At 66.3% G+C, this 16,500-nt stretch carries 13 protein-coding genes; 8 read left to right on the forward strand and 5 right to left on the reverse strand.

Annotated features, from left to right (window positions below; all coding sequences use genetic code 11):
* The first annotated feature begins 349 nt into the window (after window positions 1-349).
* The 4 genes from RRU_RS14790 (at window position 350) to RRU_RS20190 (ending at window position 5,532) form a co-directional block, all read left to right on the forward strand.
* Window positions 350-1,312, forward strand: a complete 963-nt coding sequence (locus RRU_RS14790) for an ornithine cyclodeaminase family protein (protein WP_011390494.1) — start codon at window positions 350-352, stop codon at window positions 1,310-1,312.
* Between the two features lie 119 nt (window positions 1,313-1,431).
* Window positions 1,432-3,099, forward strand: a complete 1,668-nt coding sequence (locus tag RRU_RS14795) for a diguanylate cyclase domain-containing protein (RefSeq protein ID WP_011390495.1) — start codon at window positions 1,432-1,434, stop codon at window positions 3,097-3,099.
* 156 nt (window positions 3,100-3,255) lie between these two features.
* Complete coding sequence (locus tag RRU_RS14800) at window positions 3,256-3,918, forward strand: exopolysaccharide biosynthesis protein (RefSeq protein ID WP_011390496.1); 663 nt, start codon at window positions 3,256-3,258, stop codon at window positions 3,916-3,918.
* A gap of 45 nt (window positions 3,919-3,963) precedes the next feature.
* Window positions 3,964-5,532, forward strand: coding sequence for a TerC family protein (locus RRU_RS20190; protein ID WP_011390497.1), 1,569 nt, complete (start codon window positions 3,964-3,966; stop codon window positions 5,530-5,532).
* Between the two features lie 29 nt (window positions 5,533-5,561).
* Here the strand turns inward: RRU_RS20190 and RRU_RS14810 are convergent, their stop codons facing one another.
* From RRU_RS14810 to RRU_RS14820, 3 genes are read right to left on the reverse strand one after another with little or no spacing between them, the layout of a single operon-like run.
* Window positions 5,562-6,737: a M20 aminoacylase family protein gene (locus tag RRU_RS14810; protein ID WP_011390621.1), complete on the reverse strand. Its 1,176-nt coding sequence runs from the start codon at window positions 6,735-6,737 to the stop codon at window positions 5,562-5,564.
* Window positions 6,734-7,225, reverse strand: coding sequence for an L-2-amino-thiazoline-4-carboxylic acid hydrolase (locus RRU_RS14815; protein WP_011390622.1), 492 nt, complete (start codon window positions 7,223-7,225; stop codon window positions 6,734-6,736). Before RRU_RS14815 ends, RRU_RS14810 begins: the two co-directional genes overlap by 4 nt.
* Window positions 7,226-7,283: 58 nt before the next feature.
* Window positions 7,284-8,468 (reverse strand): ABC transporter substrate-binding protein, encoded by a 1,185-nt coding sequence (locus RRU_RS14820; protein ID WP_011390623.1) that lies wholly within the window; start codon window positions 8,466-8,468, stop codon window positions 7,284-7,286.
* A 198-nt stretch (window positions 8,469-8,666) separates the two neighbouring features.
* Here RRU_RS14820 and RRU_RS14825 point away from each other — a divergent pair, with 198 nt between their 5' ends.
* Window positions 8,667-9,974 carry an NAD(P)/FAD-dependent oxidoreductase gene (locus tag RRU_RS14825; protein ID WP_011390624.1) on the forward strand — a complete coding sequence of 436 codons (1,308 nt, stop codon included), beginning with the start codon at window positions 8,667-8,669 and terminating at the stop codon, window positions 9,972-9,974.
* 413 nt (window positions 9,975-10,387) lie between these two features.
* Here the strand turns inward: RRU_RS14825 and RRU_RS14830 are convergent, their stop codons facing one another.
* Window positions 10,388-11,305 carry a LysR family transcriptional regulator gene (locus RRU_RS14830; protein ID WP_011390625.1) on the reverse strand — a complete coding sequence of 306 codons (918 nt, stop codon included), beginning with the start codon at window positions 11,303-11,305 and terminating at the stop codon, window positions 10,388-10,390.
* Between the two features lie 131 nt (window positions 11,306-11,436).
* Between RRU_RS14830 and RRU_RS14835 the strand changes: the two genes are divergently transcribed.
* The 3 genes from RRU_RS14835 (at window position 11,437) to RRU_RS14845 (ending at window position 15,197) form a co-directional block, all read left to right on the forward strand.
* Window positions 11,437-12,432, forward strand: coding sequence for an aldo/keto reductase (locus RRU_RS14835; RefSeq protein ID WP_011390626.1), 996 nt, complete (start codon window positions 11,437-11,439; stop codon window positions 12,430-12,432).
* 771 nt (window positions 12,433-13,203) lie between these two features.
* Entirely contained in the window at window positions 13,204-14,472 is a 1,269-nt protein-coding gene (locus tag RRU_RS14840; protein ID WP_011390627.1) for a threonine ammonia-lyase, read from the forward strand.
* Window positions 14,473-14,549: 77 nt separating this feature from the next.
* Window positions 14,550-15,197: a hypothetical protein gene (locus RRU_RS14845; RefSeq protein WP_011390628.1), complete on the forward strand. Its 648-nt coding sequence runs from the start codon at window positions 14,550-14,552 to the stop codon at window positions 15,195-15,197.
* A 35-nt stretch (window positions 15,198-15,232) separates the two neighbouring features.
* Here RRU_RS14845 and RRU_RS14850 read toward each other — a convergent pair whose 3' ends face one another.
* The gene (locus RRU_RS14850) at window positions 15,233-16,252 is read right to left on the reverse strand and encodes a lysylphosphatidylglycerol synthase transmembrane domain-containing protein (protein WP_011390629.1); all 1,020 of its coding nucleotides are present in this window, start codon (window positions 16,250-16,252) and stop codon (window positions 15,233-15,235) included.
* Window positions 16,253-16,500 lie beyond the last annotated feature (248 nt).

Here is a 16,500-nt window from a genome sequence, read left to right on the forward strand (position 1 = left end):
GTCGTACCAAAAGACCAGACCTATAGTCCGGCCGTGATTGGCAGATCCCTGGCCTGATCTTTCCAAGGGGCCAGCGCGAGAGATCTCGCATCACTCCCAAACGTCTCGCATGCGGATCGGCCCCCCCTTTCCCACCCGAACGGGGACCGTCTCTATTCCCTGCGAGCGCTAGCCCACGGTTTCCTGGATCCGTGAGAGCCGTCGCCTCCCTTCCTCCCCACGCGATGGCTCCCTTCCCCCGGATCCGGGAACCGGTGGGCGACTTTCCCCCTGATGTCTTGCCGGTTTCCCCCTAGGGGCCTCCCGGGGTAGGGTACTCACCTGACCTCACCGGGGAGTGCCTTTGTCCATGCGCATGATCGACGCCGACGCCGTCCGCCGCTGCCTGCCCTGGCCCGCCCTGATCGACGCCCTGAGCGCCCGCTTCGCCGCCGGCTGCGAAGCCCCCGTGCGCCACCATCACCCGATGACCCTGCCCGGCGAGCCCGAGGCCACCTTGCTGTTGATGCCGGCCTGGGCTTTGGATGGTCCGCCCGAAAGCCGCATCATCATGGTCAAGGTCGCCACCGTCCATCCGGGCAACGGGGCGCGGGGCCTGCCGGCGGTGGCCGCCAGCGTGCTGGCCATCGACGGCGGCACCGGCCGGCCGCTCGCCCTTCTTGATGGCGGCGAATTGACGGCGCGGCGGACGGCGGCGACCAGCGCCCTGGCCGCCCGCTTCCTGGCGCGACGCGACGCCCGCGTGCTGGTCGCCGTCGGCGCCGGCCGGATGATCGCCAATCTGATCGAAGCCCATCTCTGCGCCAGCCCCTCGATCGAGACGATTCGGATCTGGGCCCGCGACCCGGCCAAGGCGGCCGATCTGTGCGAAGATCTGGCCGACCGTCTGCCTTTCGCCCCCCAGGTCGCCCCCGATCTTCAAACCGCCGTGCGCGGCGCCGATATCATCACCTGCGCCACGCTGTCGCGCGAGCCGTTGGTCCATGGCGCGTGGCTGGCCGAAGGCAGCCACCTTGATCTGGTCGGCGCCTTTACCCCTGAGATGCGCGAAAGCGACGACGAGGCCATGCGCCGGGCCACGGTTTTCGTCGATACCCGGGCCGGGGCCTGCCATGAAGGCGGCGATATCGTTCAGGCGATGTCGTCGGGCGCGCTGACCACCCAGGACATCGGCGGCGACCTGTTCGACCTTGTGCGCGGCGATCATCCCGGCCGCACCTCGGCAAGCGAGATCACCTTGTTCAAGTCAGTCGGCGCGGCGATCGAAGATCTGGCCGCCACCGATCTAGCGTTTTCGCTCTATAAGGATTAGGAGGAGGCGGTCGGGGGTACCGCTAAATAGGCATAGACCATCTGATATGTTAAAGCTATCTTCTCCGAGATGGGTTTCACGGGCAACGCCCGCCGAAAAACACTCTTGGAAGGCGGCTGATGGCTTTCGGCTCATGGAGCTTACGCGCCCAGGTCGGGTTGGTTTTCGGCTCGTTGGTTACCCTTGTCTGCACCGTTCTCGTCTGGACCTCCAACACCGTCCTTGAAGCCAAGGGCGAAGAGGCCATCGGGGTTCAGTTATCGTCCATTGCGTCGAACATGGCCGATAAGTTCGACCGCGGCATGATGTCGCGGATTTCCGAAATCGCTTTCGTCTCTAGCCTCGACTTGTTCCGCAATCCCTCGAATCCGCGCGCCATCCGCCATACCCTCGACGATTTGCAAGAGGCCGTGCCCTATTTCACCTGGATCGGCTTCACCGATCCGACGGGAACCGTCAGGGCCGGCACCAATGGCCTGCTCGAGGGCGCCGACTTCAGCCAACGCGCGGTGTTTCAGCAAGGCATCCAGGGTCCCTTCACCGGCAACCTCCACGAGGCGCCGATGCTCGCCAAGGCTTTGGGGGCGTCGGGCGCCGAACCCATGCGCTTTCTCGACATCACCTTTCCCGTGACCGATCTCGCCGGCGCGGTGGTCGGCATGCTGAGCGCCCATATCGACTGGGCCTGGGCCCGCGAACTCGAACACGCGGCCCTTGAAAGCGCCCTCAGTCGCCAGGGGTTGGAGCTCTTGGTCGTTGATCATGCGGGAACGGTGTTGCTGCGTCCCGAAGGCCTCGCCCTACCCAAGACGCTCGACCTCGAGGCCCTGCGCCACTCCCAAACCCGCCCCAAGGGTTGGACCATCGAGACGTGGCCCGACGGCAAGGTTTATCTGACCGGCTATGCCCGCCAGAGGGGCTACAAGGCCTTTGCCGGATTTGGCTGGCGAATCCTCGCCCGTCAGCCCGTCGAGATCGCTTTCGCTCCCTTGGCCGAGGTGCGCCACACCCTGCTGCTGGCCGGGGTGGTGGGCGGGGTAATCTTCGGGGCGATCGCCTGGATCACCGCCGGCGCCATCGCCCGGCCGCTCAAACGGATCACCGAGGCCGCCGACGGCCTGCGCGACGGCGCGGTGGGCGCGGCCCTGCCCCATCTGACCGGCAGCAAGGAGATCGAACGGCTTTCCGAATCCCTGCGCCTGCTGATCAATGCCCTGACCGCCACCGACCGCCGCATGGGGCGGATGGAAAAGCTCGCCCATAACGACCTGTTGACCGGCCTGCCCAATCGCGCCGCCCTTGGCGCCTATCTCGACCGCGTCGTTCCCGCCCTCAGCAACGCCCAGGCCGCCATCGCCTTCCTGTATCTTGATCTCGACGGCTTCAAGGCGGTCAACGACACCCTCGGCCACGGGGCGGGCGACGACCTGCTCAAGGCCGCCGCCGGCCGCATCCTCGACTGCCTGCGCCAAGGCGACATGGCGATACGCCTGGGGGGCGATGAATTCGTCGTCATCGTCAACACCTCGGCCTCAAGCTGGCGCCAGGAATCGATCCGGGTCGCCGAAAGGCTCCTTACCGCCCTCGATGGTCCCTTCGCCTTGCCCGGCGGCGTCCGGGCGAAAATCGGCTGCAGCATCGGCATCGCCGCCTGGCCCGACGATCATTGCGACATCGAAGGCGCCCTTCACCACGCCGATATCGCCCTGTATCAGGCCAAACGCCTGGGAAAGGGCCAATCGGTGGTCTATGCCGACCTGCCGAAATCGGTCCTTCACGACGGATAAGGGCCGATGCGGGCGCCTTCTCGCCGTCCGGGCGTTTGTAGCGATTGCTCCGATGGTCACATATGCTTATCTTGCCCGTCATTCGCCGCCACGTTAGACCGGACTTCCGGCGGCTTGGCGCCCTCCCATCCGCTCCCAGTGGAGAACAACGGTTTCATGCCCGCCGATGATCCTCCGAGTATCGACGTCCATGCGCCGGATCCCGTCCCCCGCCGACATGGACGCAGACTCTCGGAAATTCTGACCGGGCTCGCCGAGGATCCGAGCCGGGAGAGGATTTCCATCGCCGATCTGATCGCCTCGATGCGCGATCGTACCCTCGGCGCCCTGATGGTGTTGTTCGCCCTTCCCAATGTCTTGCCCACGCCGCCCGGAACCTCGGCCATTCTGGGGATGCCGCTGATCATCCTCGCCGCGCAGATGACGGTGGGATTATCGCCCTGGCTTCCCAAGCTGATCGCCGAGCGATCGATCAATCGTGGCGACTTCGCCGCGATCGTCACCCGCGCCGTTCCCTGGCTGAACCGGGCGGAAAAGCTGCTCAGCCCCCGTTTGACCATTCTGACCCACCCCCCGGCCGAAAACATCGTCGGCTTCGTCTGTCTGGTGCTGGCGATCGTGCTGGCGCTGCCCATCCCTTTGGGCAACATGTTGCCCGCCCTGGCCATCTGCTGTTTTTCCCTGGGGATTCTGGAACGCGACGGGGTCTGGGTCATTGCCGGTCTGGTCACCGCCGTGGCTTCGGTAGCCCTGGTCTGGGGCGTTTTCTATACGGTGATCAAAGGTGCCTTCTTTCTTATCGCCAATGCCTTTTCATGAACTGAGCGGCCGCTCGTTGCGGGCCTTTGCCGCAGGAAAGAACCGATGATGTTCGAATGGATCGCTGACCCCTCCGCCTGGGTAGGTTTGGCCACCCTGGTGCTGCTGGAGATCGTTCTGGGGATCGACAATCTCGTCTTCATCGCGATTCTCGCCGACAAGCTGCCGCCATCCCAGCGCAACAAGGCCCGCCTGCTCGGCCTGTCGCTGGCCCTGATCATGCGCCTTGGGCTGCTGGCCTCGATCTCGTGGATCGTCACCCTGACCCAGCCGTTGTTCACCGTTTACGGTTTCGGCTTTTCGGGACGCGACCTGATCTTGCTGATCGGCGGCCTGTTCTTGATGTTCAAGGGCACGATGGAACTGCACGAGCGCCTGGAGGGCGCCGAGGGGCCCAAGGAAGGCAAGGTGGTTCACGCCGTCTTCTGGCAGGTCATCGTCCAGATCGTCGTTCTCGATGCCGTCTTCTCGCTTGATTCGGTGATCACCGCCGTTGGCATGATCAGCCATCTGTCGGTGATGATGATCGCCGTGGTCGTGGCGATGGCGGTGATGATGGCCGCCTCCAAGCCGTTGATGGCTTTTGTGTCGCGCCATCCGACCGTGGTGATCCTCTGCCTGGGCTTTTTGATGATGATCGGCTTCTCGCTGATCGTCGAAGGCTTCGGCTTCCATATCCCCAAGGGGTATCTCTACGCCGCCATCGGCTTCTCGATCCTGATCGAGGCCTTCAATCAGGTCGCCCGGCGCAACCGCGAACGCATCACCAGCACCAGTGACCTGCGCGAGCGCACGGCCAATGCCGTTCTTAGCCTGATCGGCGGCCGGTCGGCCGAACAGGGCCTGGGGGAAACCGCCGATGTCGTCGCCGACCGCGGGGCGGTGAAGCAGATCTTCGCCCCCGAGGAAAAGGACATGATCCACGGGGTGCTGACCCTGGCCGAGCGGCCGGTGAAGTCGATCATGACGCCGCGCCCCGATATCGACTGGCTCGACCTCGATTCCCCCAAGGATGAACTGCGCGCCGAAATCCTGTCGATGGGGCATTCGCGCTTCCTGCTCGCCCATGGCAGCCTCGACCAGTTCATCGGCGTCGCCCTGGCCCGCGACCTGATGCGCGACCTGATGGAAGAGGGCCAGATCAACCTGGAACGCTCGGTGCGCCAGCCGCTGGTCGTCCATGAAAGCGTCAAGGTTCTGCGGCTGATGGAGCAATTGCGCCAGTCGCCGCTGCAGGTCGCCGTCGTGCTTGACGAATACGGCTCGCTCGAAGGCATCGCCACCCCGACCGATATCCTGGAAGCCATCGCCGGCGAGTTCCCCGACGAGGACGAGGATTACGTGACCGTGGAGCGCGGCGAGGACGGATCCTGGCTGGTCGAAGGCTGGCTCGACATCCGCCGCATCTCCAACATCATCGGCGTCGATCTGGTCGACGAGGCCGATCGCTATTCCACCCTGGCCGGATACATTCTTTGGCAACTCGGCCATCTGCCCACCGAGGGCGAGCGGGTGATCAAGGGCGATCTGGTCGTCGAGGTCGTCTCGATGCAGGGCCGCAGCATCGACAAGGTGCGTCTCCACTTCGAGAACACCGACGGCGAGGGGGCCTAACCCCCTCGCCGCCGAGGCTCGCGAGAAGCCTAGCCGGCCAGTTGGTCGTGGACCAGCCCCACCCAATAGCTCGCCCCTACGCCCAGAAGGGCGTCGTTGAAGTCGTAACCGGGGTTGTGGAGCATGCAACCGCCCCGCCCCGGGCCGGCGCCAAGCTGCACATAGGCGCCCGGCTTGACCCCCAGCATGAAGGCGAAATCCTCCGCCCCCATGGTCTGCGGGCAATTGGTGTCCACCTTGTCGGCGCCGACCACGGCGCTGGCCACGCGGGCGGCGACGGCGGCTTCCTCGGGGCTGTTGACGGTGGCGGGATAGCGCCGCTCGTAATGGATCGCCGCCTCGGCGCCAAAGCCCTGGGCGATCGATCGCGACAGCTCGGTGATCCGCGTCTCGATCAGATCCTGCACGGCTTTGGTGAAGGTGCGCACGGTGCCACGCAGCACGACGCTGGCGGGCAGGACGTTCCAGGTGTCGCCGCCGTGCATCTGGGTGACCGACACCACCGCCGCCTCGGTCGGATTGACCGAGCGGGCGACGATCGACTGCAAGGCGGTCATCAGATGCCCGGCCGCCACCAACTGATCGGTGCCGAGATGGGGCATGGCGGCATGGCCCCCCTTGCCGGTAAGCGTGATCTCGAACACGTCATAGCCGGCCATGATCGGACCGGTGCGCAGGGCGAAGTGGCCTTCCTCCAGCCCCGGCCAGTTGTGCATGCCATAGACCGCATCCACGGGGAACCGGTCGAACAAGCCCTCTTCGACCATCACCTTGCCGCCGCCCTCGTTTTCCTCGGCGGGCTGGAAGATGAGGATCAGCCTGCCGGCGAAATCGCGGGTCGCGGCCAGATGCTTGGCCGCTCCCAGCAGCATCGCCGTGTGGCCGTCATGGCCGCAGGCGTGCATGCGCCCGGCATGGACCGAGGCGTGGGGCAGGCCGGTGGCCTCGGTGACGTGCAGGGCGTCGATATCGGCGCGCAACCCGATCGCGCGGTTTCCCGTCCGTTTGCCGGCGATCACCCCGACCACCCCGGTTCCGGCCAGCCCGCGATGGACCTCGACCCCGAAGTCGTCGAGCAGCCCGGCGATGAAATCGGCGGTGGCGTGCTCTTCGAAGGCGGTTTCGGGATGGGCGTGCAGATGATGACGCCACGCTTTCATATCACCGGTCAGCGCCGCGATGGCGGGCGGGATGGCGGGGGTCATTGCGCGTTCTCCGTATCGGTCGTCTTCAGGTGATAGCGGAAATCGCAGCAGCGTCCGCCCTTCATGATGGTCTGGGTCCGTTCCATCGTGGCATCGGGATTGAAGCCCTCGATGAAGGTCGCATCGCGATTGCACGACAGCAGATCGCCGATCTTCTCGACGCCCATCTCCCGGTACATCTCGGCGTATTTGCAGCGGGTGACATCGAAGGACACCGCCTCGGCCCCGCGCTCGACCACATCGAACTCCAGGGCGCCGCCGGCCTGCCAGCGCGGCAGGATATCGGCGAAGGCCTCCATGTCGGCGGGACGGCCCTGGGCGGTGATTTCGGCGGCCGAGGCCTTGCCATGGGCCGTCGCCATGCGAATGACCGCCGCGCCCAGGATCTCGCGGGCGGTCTCCTCGCCCAGGCGGGCGGCCATTTCGTCGAAAACGCCCTTGGCGAAAGCGGCTTCTATGCGCCGTTGTTCCAAAATACTGATGCTCATGATCGTCTTGGACCTCCGTCCACGGGGGAAAACGCTCTGACTGGCGATCGACGGCCGATCAGGGAAGAACCGGCGAGAAATCAGAGCGGTCGATAACCCGGAAATCGCCCTCGCGCACCACCAGCCGGGTCAGAATCTTGGTGGTTTCGCGGGTTTCGGGATCAAAGCGGGTGATCCCGGTGACCCCGGCGTAGCGGTCGGTGGCGGCAAGGGCGTCGCGCAGGCTCTCGCGCGTCACCTCGGGGCCGGCCCGGCCGACCGCCGCCAGCATGATGCCGACGGCGTCATAGCCGTGGGCGGCGAACAGGGTGGGAATGGCGCCGTAAAGGGTTTCATAGGCGCTGACGAACTCGACCACCACCGGGTCGGACGCGCCGAGAACGAAGGCGGTGGCAAGGCGCACCCCCTCGACCGCCGGCCCCCCCAGATCGATGAATTTCGGCGAATACAGCGCGCTTGATCCATAGACCGGCAGGGCGCTGCCCCGGGCGCGCAGCGCCCGCAGAAAGGGGGCGGCGTCTTCATAGGCCATGGCCAGATAGATCGCCTGGGGGGCCTCATCCTCGATCTCGTCGATCACGTCATCAAAGCGGCGGTTGCCCGGCGGGACTTCTTCGTTGACCACCACCGCACCGCCGCGCAGCTCGAAAGCCTTGCGGAAGGCCTGGGCCGAGGAAAGCCCCCAATCGGTGGTGACACCGATCACGGCGACGCTGGTGAAGCCGTCGCCGATCATCCAGGCGGCGTTATTGGGGCCTTCGAAGGCCGGGGTGGTGATGGCGCGGAACTGCCAGGGGCTGATCTTGATGTAATCGGGATGGGCGGCGGTCGGCGACAGCTGGGGCATGCCTTCCTTGCCATAGATCGATCCCGCCGCCATCGAGACGGTCGAGGAGAAATCGCCCAGCACGCCGACAACCCGCGGATCGTCGACGAAGGCGCGGGCGATGGTGCGGGCCTGATCGGCGTCATCGCGGGAATCGGCATAGAGGATGTCGACCGGCCTGCCGCCGACGCCACCGGCGGCGTTGAAGCGATCAAGCTGCAAGCGGGCCGCCTCCTGGAAGACCCGACCATAGGCCGCATTGGCGCCGGTCAGCGGCAACTCGTAGCCCAGAAGAAGGGCGGGTTCCTGGGAAACGCCCTCGCCCGTATCCTCGCGGGCGGCCGAGGGGGAAACGAGACCAAGCCCGAGCATGGCGAGCAAGGCGCAAAACGGGCCAATCCGGCCGAAGACTTTCATCGTCTGGGAAACCCTATCATCGGGGATCGCACAACGCAGACCGCCCCGCCCTCGCCACAAGCCGGTCGTTTACTGACCCATGGAACCCCAGGATCTAACGCCGCTGGACGGAAACGCAAGCCCTTGCTAGCGTGCCGGGCGCGATATCCGAGGCTGCCTTGTAGATAGAAACCCTCTTATACAACAAAGGGGCGTAAATTGTCTGGTTCGTCGCCTACCCCCGCTTCCCCCTCTTCCACGCCTCCCTCGTTATGGGCGGCGACCGCCCCAAGCGCCCCGCCAACCCGGACCCTGGCCGGTGAGACCCGCGCCGACCTGGCGGTGATCGGCGCCGGCGTCACCGGTCTGTCCACGGCGCTTCACGCCGCCGAGGCCGGGCTGACGGTGACGGTGGTCGAGGCCGAGGAAGCCGGCTTCGGCGGATCGGGGCGCAACAACGGTCAGGTGATCCCGACCCTGGCCAAGCCCGATCCCAGCGATCTGGTGGCCAAATGGGGCGAGGCCGGTGAACGCCTTGCCCGCATGGTCGGCGAATCGGCCGCCCTGGTTTTCGATCTGATCGACCGCCACGCCATCGCCTGCGAGGCGGTTCAGCACGGCTGGCTGCAGCCGGCCCACCGCCCCTCGCGCCTGACGGTCAGCCAGAAGCGCCACCGGGAATGGACGGCGCGTGGCCTGGACTGCCGTCTGGTCGATCGCGCCGAGACCGCGGCGCTGACCGGCAGCGACTATTGGGCCGGCGGCCTGCTCTGCCCGACCGGGGGGCACGTCACCCCCCTGGCCCTGACCCGGGGATTGGCGCGGGCCGCCCAGAAGGCCGGGGCCACCGTCTATACGGCCTCGCCGGTCACCGGCATCGACCGCCGGGGCAGCGACTGGCGGGTGGCCACCCCGGGTGGCGCCGTCACCGCCCGCGCCGTGGTCATCGCCACCAGCGCCTATGGTCAAGGGGTGTGGCCCACCCTGGAACGCTCCATCGTGCCGGTGCGCAATTTCCAGATGAGCACCCAGCCCCTGCCGCCCGAGGTTTTGGCCAAGGTCATCCCCGCCGATGTCGCCATCTCCGATACCCATGGCGATCTTTATTTCTTTCGCAAGACCGCCGACGGCCGGCTGGTCAGCGGCTGCACCCTGACCTCGCGCACCAGCGATCCGACCGAGGCCAAGGCCCGGGTGATCGCCCGCATCCTCGAGGTCTTCCCCCAGGCCGGCCGCCAGACCATCGATTACTGCTGGCATGGTCAGCTTGATTTCACCCCGGATTTCCATCCGCGCTTCTACAGCCTGGAACCGGGCATTTTCGCCGCCATCGGCTATAACGGCCGGGGTCTGGCGCTGGGCGTCGCCGTTGGTCGCGAACTGGCCCGGGCGGCGGCGGGAACGCCGTTTTCCCAGCTTGCCCTGCCCGATGGCGGCAAACCCCGCCCCCTGCCCTTCCACGGCCTGATCACCGGCGTCGCCCCGCTGATGATGCATTGGTGGCGCCATAAGGACGGCCGCGACTAAGGCCGCGCCGCCTCGGCGGCGGCGTTTCCTGGTTTCGCAACGCCAGCCAAATCGTTCACTCCCCGCATTGCCGGGGAACCTGAACGGATGGCTGGCGTTTGTGCTTTTACGACCGCAAGAAACCAAGCGATCCCAGGAAACAACCCACGCCCCGTCACGGGCGAAAGCATAGTAAGGCGCCTGCGTTGCGTCCTATGCTCCAACATAAGGAGACAACCATGCCCCTTATCTTATGGCTTGTCGGCGTTCCCGGCTTCATCGTTATTCTGCTTTGGATCACCGGCATCATCGGTTTCTAGACCGAACTGCCCAATAGAGCGGCTTTACCCAAACCAAACCTTCGATCGGGCAGAATATGCGCCCCTGCCCCTCTGCGACCACCCCCGGCGCCCACGTGCCGGGGGTGGTGGTCTTTAGGCCCTGGGTGATGGCGGGGTTCTCGCGTCATCCTTGAGAAAATCGATGAAGGCGCGCAAAGGCGCCGGCATCTGGCGACGGCTGGGGAAATAGACGAAGGGGCCGGAGAAGCTTTGTCCCCAGTCGGCGAGCACCGCCACCAGCTCGCCACGCGCCAGCGGCGCCCTCAAATACTCCTCGAAGGTATAGATCAGGCCCAGACCGGCGATCGCGGCGGCGATGCTGATATCGATGCTCGTCGACACCAGCGGTCCGTTTGGCGCGATGCGCAGGACCTGCCCTTGGTGGCTGAATTCCCAGGGCAGGATAACGCCACTGGCGAAGCGGTGGCGGATGCAGGCGTGGTCGACCAAGGCGCGCGGGGTGGCGGGAACGCCCCGCCGCGCCAGATAACTTGGGGCGCCGGCGGCGATGAAGCGCTGGATGCGCGGGCCGAGGGGGACGGCGATCATGTCGCGCTCGATCCGCTCGTCATAGCGGATGCCGGCGTCGAAGCCGGCGGCCAGCACATCGATGAAGCTGTCGTTGGTCGTCACCTCCAGGGTGATCGCCGGATGGGCGATCAGAAAGCGGGCGGCGATGGCGGGCAGGACGTGGCGGGCGACGATGGAGGGCACATTCAGCCGCAGCGTGCCGCTTGGCTGATCGCCAAGGCTGGCCACCGCGTCGAGCGCCCCGGCGATCTCGCCAAAGGCCGGACCAAGCCGGTCGAGCAGGCGTTGGCCGGCCTCGGTCGGCGTCACGCTGCGGGTGGTGCGGTTGAGCAGGCGAACCCCCAGCTGCCCCTCCAACCGGCGCAGCGCCGTGCTTAATGCCGAGGCTGATACCCCGCGCAAGGTCGCCGCGCCGCGAAAGCTGCGCGCCCGGGCGACGGCGACGAAGGCATCCAGATCATGAAGGTCCGCCTCGGCCATTGTTCATTTTCCCGCACAGCCCGTTCGAAAGAAGGCCGATTATCGCACAGCGTCCCGCCCGCCATACTTCCTTTCCGCCAGACCGCGGCCACAGGCCCCCCCACCCCGCCCCCAGGCAAGGATATCAGGCAATGCGACACCATCGTCTTGGAACCACCGGCCCCCATGTTTCAGCGCTTGGCCTTGGCTGCATGGGCATGTCGGACCTTTATGGCCCCTCCGATCGCCAAGAAAGCATCGCGACCATTCATGCCGCCCTCGAGGCCGGGGTCACCGTGCTTGATACGGGCGACTTCTATGGCATGGGCCATAACGAGATGCTGATCGCCGAGGCGATCAAGGGCCGCCCGCGTGACGGTTTCCAGGTGAGCGTCAAGTTTGGCGCCCTGCGCGGACCGGCTGGCGATTGGCTGGGCTATGACGGCCGCCCCCAGGCGGTGAAAAATTTTCTGGCCTACACCCTTCGGCGGCTCGGCCTTGACCACATCGACATCTATCGCCCGGCCCGCCTTGATCCGGCCGTGCCGATCGAAGAGACGGTCGGCGCCATCGCCGATCTGGTGACGGCGGGCTATGTCGGGCATATCGGCCTGTCCGAGGTGGGGACGGACACCATCGCCCGCGCCGCCGCCGTCCATCCGATTTGTGATCTGCAGATCGAATACTCGCTGATCTCGCGCGGCATCGAAGAGGCCATCTTGCCGCGCTGCCGCGAGTTGGGCATCGCCATCACCGCCTATGGCGTGTTGTCGCGGGGATTGATCAGCGGCCATTGGCAAGCCGGAAGCACCGATCCGTCGGATTTTCGCAGCCGCAGCCCGCGCTTCCAGCAAGGCAACATCGAACACAACCTCGCCCTGGTCGAGGCCCTGGCGGTCATCGCCCGGCGGAAATCCGTCAGCGTCGCCCAAATCGCCATCGCCTGGGTGGCGGCCCAAGGCGAGGATATCGTGCCTTTGGTCGGCGCCCGCCGCCGTGATCGTCTGAGCGAAGCCTTGGGCGCCCTGGAGGTGTCGCTTGATGCCGGGGATCTGGCCGCCATCGAAGCCGCCGTTCCCAAAGGCGCCGCCGCCGGCGAGCGCTATAACGCGCCGCAGATGGCCCATCTCGACAGCGAGCGGCCATAAAAAAAGACGGGACGCCCCAGTGTTTGAGGACGTCCCGTCCAATGATGCCTCTCCGATCGCGGAAGTCTCGGCTGGCGGCGGGGAAGTGCGGTTCAGACCGGCCGGAAACCCCTTGATCCGTGCTGGATCGGCCCTCATCGGAAAGTGAACCTTCGTCGTCCAAGATCGGGATGGGAAGGAACAGAGATCGCACCCTTCCAAGCACGCCCCATGCCAAAAGCTCGCCCCCCGGTTTCGCCTGTGTTTACAAGGCAGCGCCGACACAAGGCGCGCGTGCCGCCCAGTACCGTTTCGCGAATTCTTTTAAAATGCGACGCAGATGGATAAATCCCCGATCCGGCCCGGACAAAAAAAAGGCGGGACGTCCCATTGAGAGAGACGTCCCGCCCGATTAAAGCCTTTCCAATCGGTCGGATCCCCGGCTGGCGGCGGGGAAGTGCGGTTGGGAACCGCCGGGAATCCTAGGATGTTTCCGGATCGGCTGTCACCGGAAGGAACCCCTTTCCATCACCAGCGTGGTTCTTGAAAGGGACAGAGATCACGTTTGGATTTGCACGGACCATGCCATCGCCGCTTGAGCGCTTTTTTCGCTCGAAATCAGTGGTTTGGCACGATCCCAGGGGAAGGGCGCGATCGTGTTTTCTGCAAGGTTTCGCAAAACGCGAGGCATTTCACACGGCGGGCCGTAGCGGAGATCGCCAACGGGGGCTTGCCCCACCCGGCGGCTGGGTTTAGGCAAAGACCCATGTTCGCCCCAGGAGTCTTCCCCCGATGTCGCCCTTCCCCCCGTTTCCGGCCGCTTCGGCCGTCCCCGCCGTCACCCTGGCCGATGTGGAAGCCGCGGCCCGGCTGATCGCCCATGCCGTGCCCCATACCCCGCTGCTCCCCTCGCGCACCCTGTCGCGGCTGACCGGGGCCGAGGTTTTCATCAAATTCGAGAACCACCAGTTCACCGCCTCGTTCAAGGAGCGCGGCGCGCTCAACCGGTTGAGCGCGCTGAGCGAGACCGAGCGGGCGCGCGGCGTCATCGCCATGAGCGCGGGCAATCACGCCCAGGGCGTGGCCTATCACGCCCAGCGCCTGGGCATTCCCGCCGTTATCGTCATGCCCGCTGACACGCCCTTCGTAAAGGTCAAGCACACCCGTGATTTCGGCGCCCGCGTGGTGCTGGAAGGCGAGACCGTGGCCGAATCGCGGCTGGTGGCCGAGCGCATCCGCGAGGAGGAGGGACTGACCTTCGTTCATCCCTATAATGATCCCTGGGTGATCGCCGGCCAGGGGACGGTGGCCTTGGAAATGCTTGCCGATCAGCCCGACCTCGACATCCTGGTCGCCCCGATCGGCGGCGGCGGCCTGCTGGGCGGCATGGCGGTGGCGGCCAAGGCGGTCAAACCGGCCATTGAGATGATCGGCGTTCAGGTCGGGCTTTATCCTTCGGCCTATAACGCCCTCCACGGCCTGCCGCCTTGCACCGGCGGCGCCACGGTGGCCGAGGGCATCGCCGTCAAGGAACCGGGCGATCTGACCTTGCCGCTGCTGCGCGCTTTGGTCTCGCGCATCATCCTGGTCGATGAGACGGCGGTCGAGGAAGCCATCTCGCTCTATCTCTCGGTCGAAAAGACCGTGGCCGAGGGGGCGGGGGCGGCGTCGCTCGCCGCCCTGTTGACCGAGCCCCAGCGCTTTCGCGGCAAAAAGGTCGGTCTGGTGCTGAGCGGCGGCAATATCGATCCGCGGATCATGGCCTCGGTCATCATGCGCAGCCTTGTGCGCGAGGGCCGAATCGCCCATCTCTCGATCAGGATCGGCGACAAGCCGGGGCAACTCGCCCGGGTGGCGACGGTGATCGGCGAAACCGGCGGCAATATCGTCGAGGTCCGCCATGAACGCCTGACCTCGGATATTTCGGTCAAATCCACCGATCTGCGGGTGATCCTGGAGACCCGCGACCATACCCATCTGGCCGAGATCCTTGAACGCCTCGCCGCCGCCGGTTTTCCGGCCAACGAACGCTCGTTCAGCGGCCCGGCCGCCGGCGATTAAGCCTCTCGCCGATGGCCGGGGGGCGCGGCCCTCCGGCCATCGGGCGGCTTGCCGGGAAGAACGCGAAAGGGACGCCGATGAGACCTCCGCTTGGATCCTTGCTGCTGTGTCTTGGCCTTCTCGCCCTGGCCGGCTGCGCCCCGCCGACCCTGCGCTCGGCGGTCACCGCCTATGCCCAACCCGATGCGCCCGGCGCCCTGACCGGGCGCAAGATCGCCATCGTCGCCCTGCCCGGTCAGGCCGGCAGCCTGGAATGGGATGCCATCCGCCGCATGCTTGCCGACCAGTTGCCGGCCTGGGGCGCCAGCCTGGCCGCCGATCGCGCCGCCAGCGACAGCCTGATGAGCTTCACCTATGACGTCGACGGCGGCCGGACGGAAGTGATCAGCCAGCCGATGATGATGAACCCGGGCTTCCCCGGCTTCCATCGCCGGCCCTGGGGCCGTCCCTATGCCTATGATCCGCCGTTCTACGGCGATCCCTGGGAAACCGAGATAACGACCCGCACCGTCTATACCCGCAGCTTCACCTTGCGGCTTTACGACGCCAAAGCCGCCGGCGACCGGCCGCTTGCCGAGGTTCTGCCGCTCAACGAGCTTCATGTCGAAAGCCGGGGCCCCAGCCCTGGGATCAATCGGGTGATGCCGGCGATGATCACCGCCGCCCTGCGCGCCTTCCCCGGACGCGACGGCCAAACGGTGACGATCGACGTTCCGCTGCCCTGATAGGCAGGCAAATCGTCGTCGCGTTCTGATCCGGATCACCCGCCGCTTTGAGCGTCTTTTTCCCGGGCGGCGGGCGCGCGGGTTTCAGCCAGGGCCTCGCGCCCGCCCCGGCGCAAGGCCCCCAGGCCATCGCGATCGCCCAAGGCCCAGATCGCGCCGCCGATCACCCCGGTGATCACCGCCGACAGCCCATACAGCAAGGACACGGTCACCGCCTGATCGGCGGGCAGGCCGATGATGGCGAAGCCCAGAACCAGGGCGCCCTCGCGCAGGCCCCAGCCGGCGATCGACAGCGGCACCGCCGCCACCAGGATGGCCGGCGGAAACACCAGGGCGATCTGCCACAGGGTGGCCGGCGAGCCGATGGCCCCGGCGAACAGCCAGACGACGAGGATATCGATGACGTGGGGAAACAGCAGCAGGCCGAGAATCGGCAAGGCGGTGGTCCGCCCCAGCAGCACGCTCCACGCCGATCGCGACAGGGCGACAAAGGGGGCGACGCCCCGCGCCCGGGCCACAGCCCCGGGCAGGAAGCGCAGGGCGAGCAGCGCGCCCAGGCAGCACAGGCCACCGATCACCAAAGTGGTCAGCCCGGCCGCCACCAGGGGATCACTGGCCTGACGGCGCAGCGCCGGCAGGCCGAGGGCGCAGAGCAAGATAAGCCCCAGAAAGCTGCAGACGCGATCAACCACCACCGACCGCGCCGCCAACCCCAAAGGCAGACCCAGCCGCGTGCCGTTCCACACCCGGACAGTGTCACCGCCGATGGTCGAGGGCATGGCCTGATTGACGAACAGCCCCAGCAGCACATTGCGCCACGCCTGGGCGAAGCCGACCCGGCGATCATGGGCGCGCAGCACCAGCGTCCAACGCCAGCCACCGCCCAGCGCCTGGATCTGCAGCAAAACCAGCGCCACCCCGCCGACCAGGGCGACATCGCGATCAAGCCGCGCCCAGAGCCCCTGCGTATCAATGCCAGAAAAGATGACCCACAGAATCCCAGCCGACACCGCCAGCTTGGCCAGGGTAAGAACGACGGACAGGGGTTTGGCCATGGACGTTTCCGGACAACGAAGAGAAAGGGGATGGCGAGGGCGACCCGGGCCGCACCCTCATCCGCCGCTCCCGCCGAGTCAACCCGCCTCGCGCCGCGCCGGGCGCCGGGGGCGTCGCCCAAGGCCGCGCCTTGGCGCGCTTACCCGTTGACAGGACGATCGCGCGGCCTATCCTATCCCAGGATGTGGACGAAAGGCCGTAAAGCCAGCCCTCATGAAGTTTATCCAAAACGACCCCGTTCCGCCCT

This window comes from Rhodospirillum rubrum ATCC 11170, from assembly GCF_000013085.1.
GTDB lineage: Bacteria > Pseudomonadota > Alphaproteobacteria > Rhodospirillales > Rhodospirillaceae > Rhodospirillum > Rhodospirillum rubrum.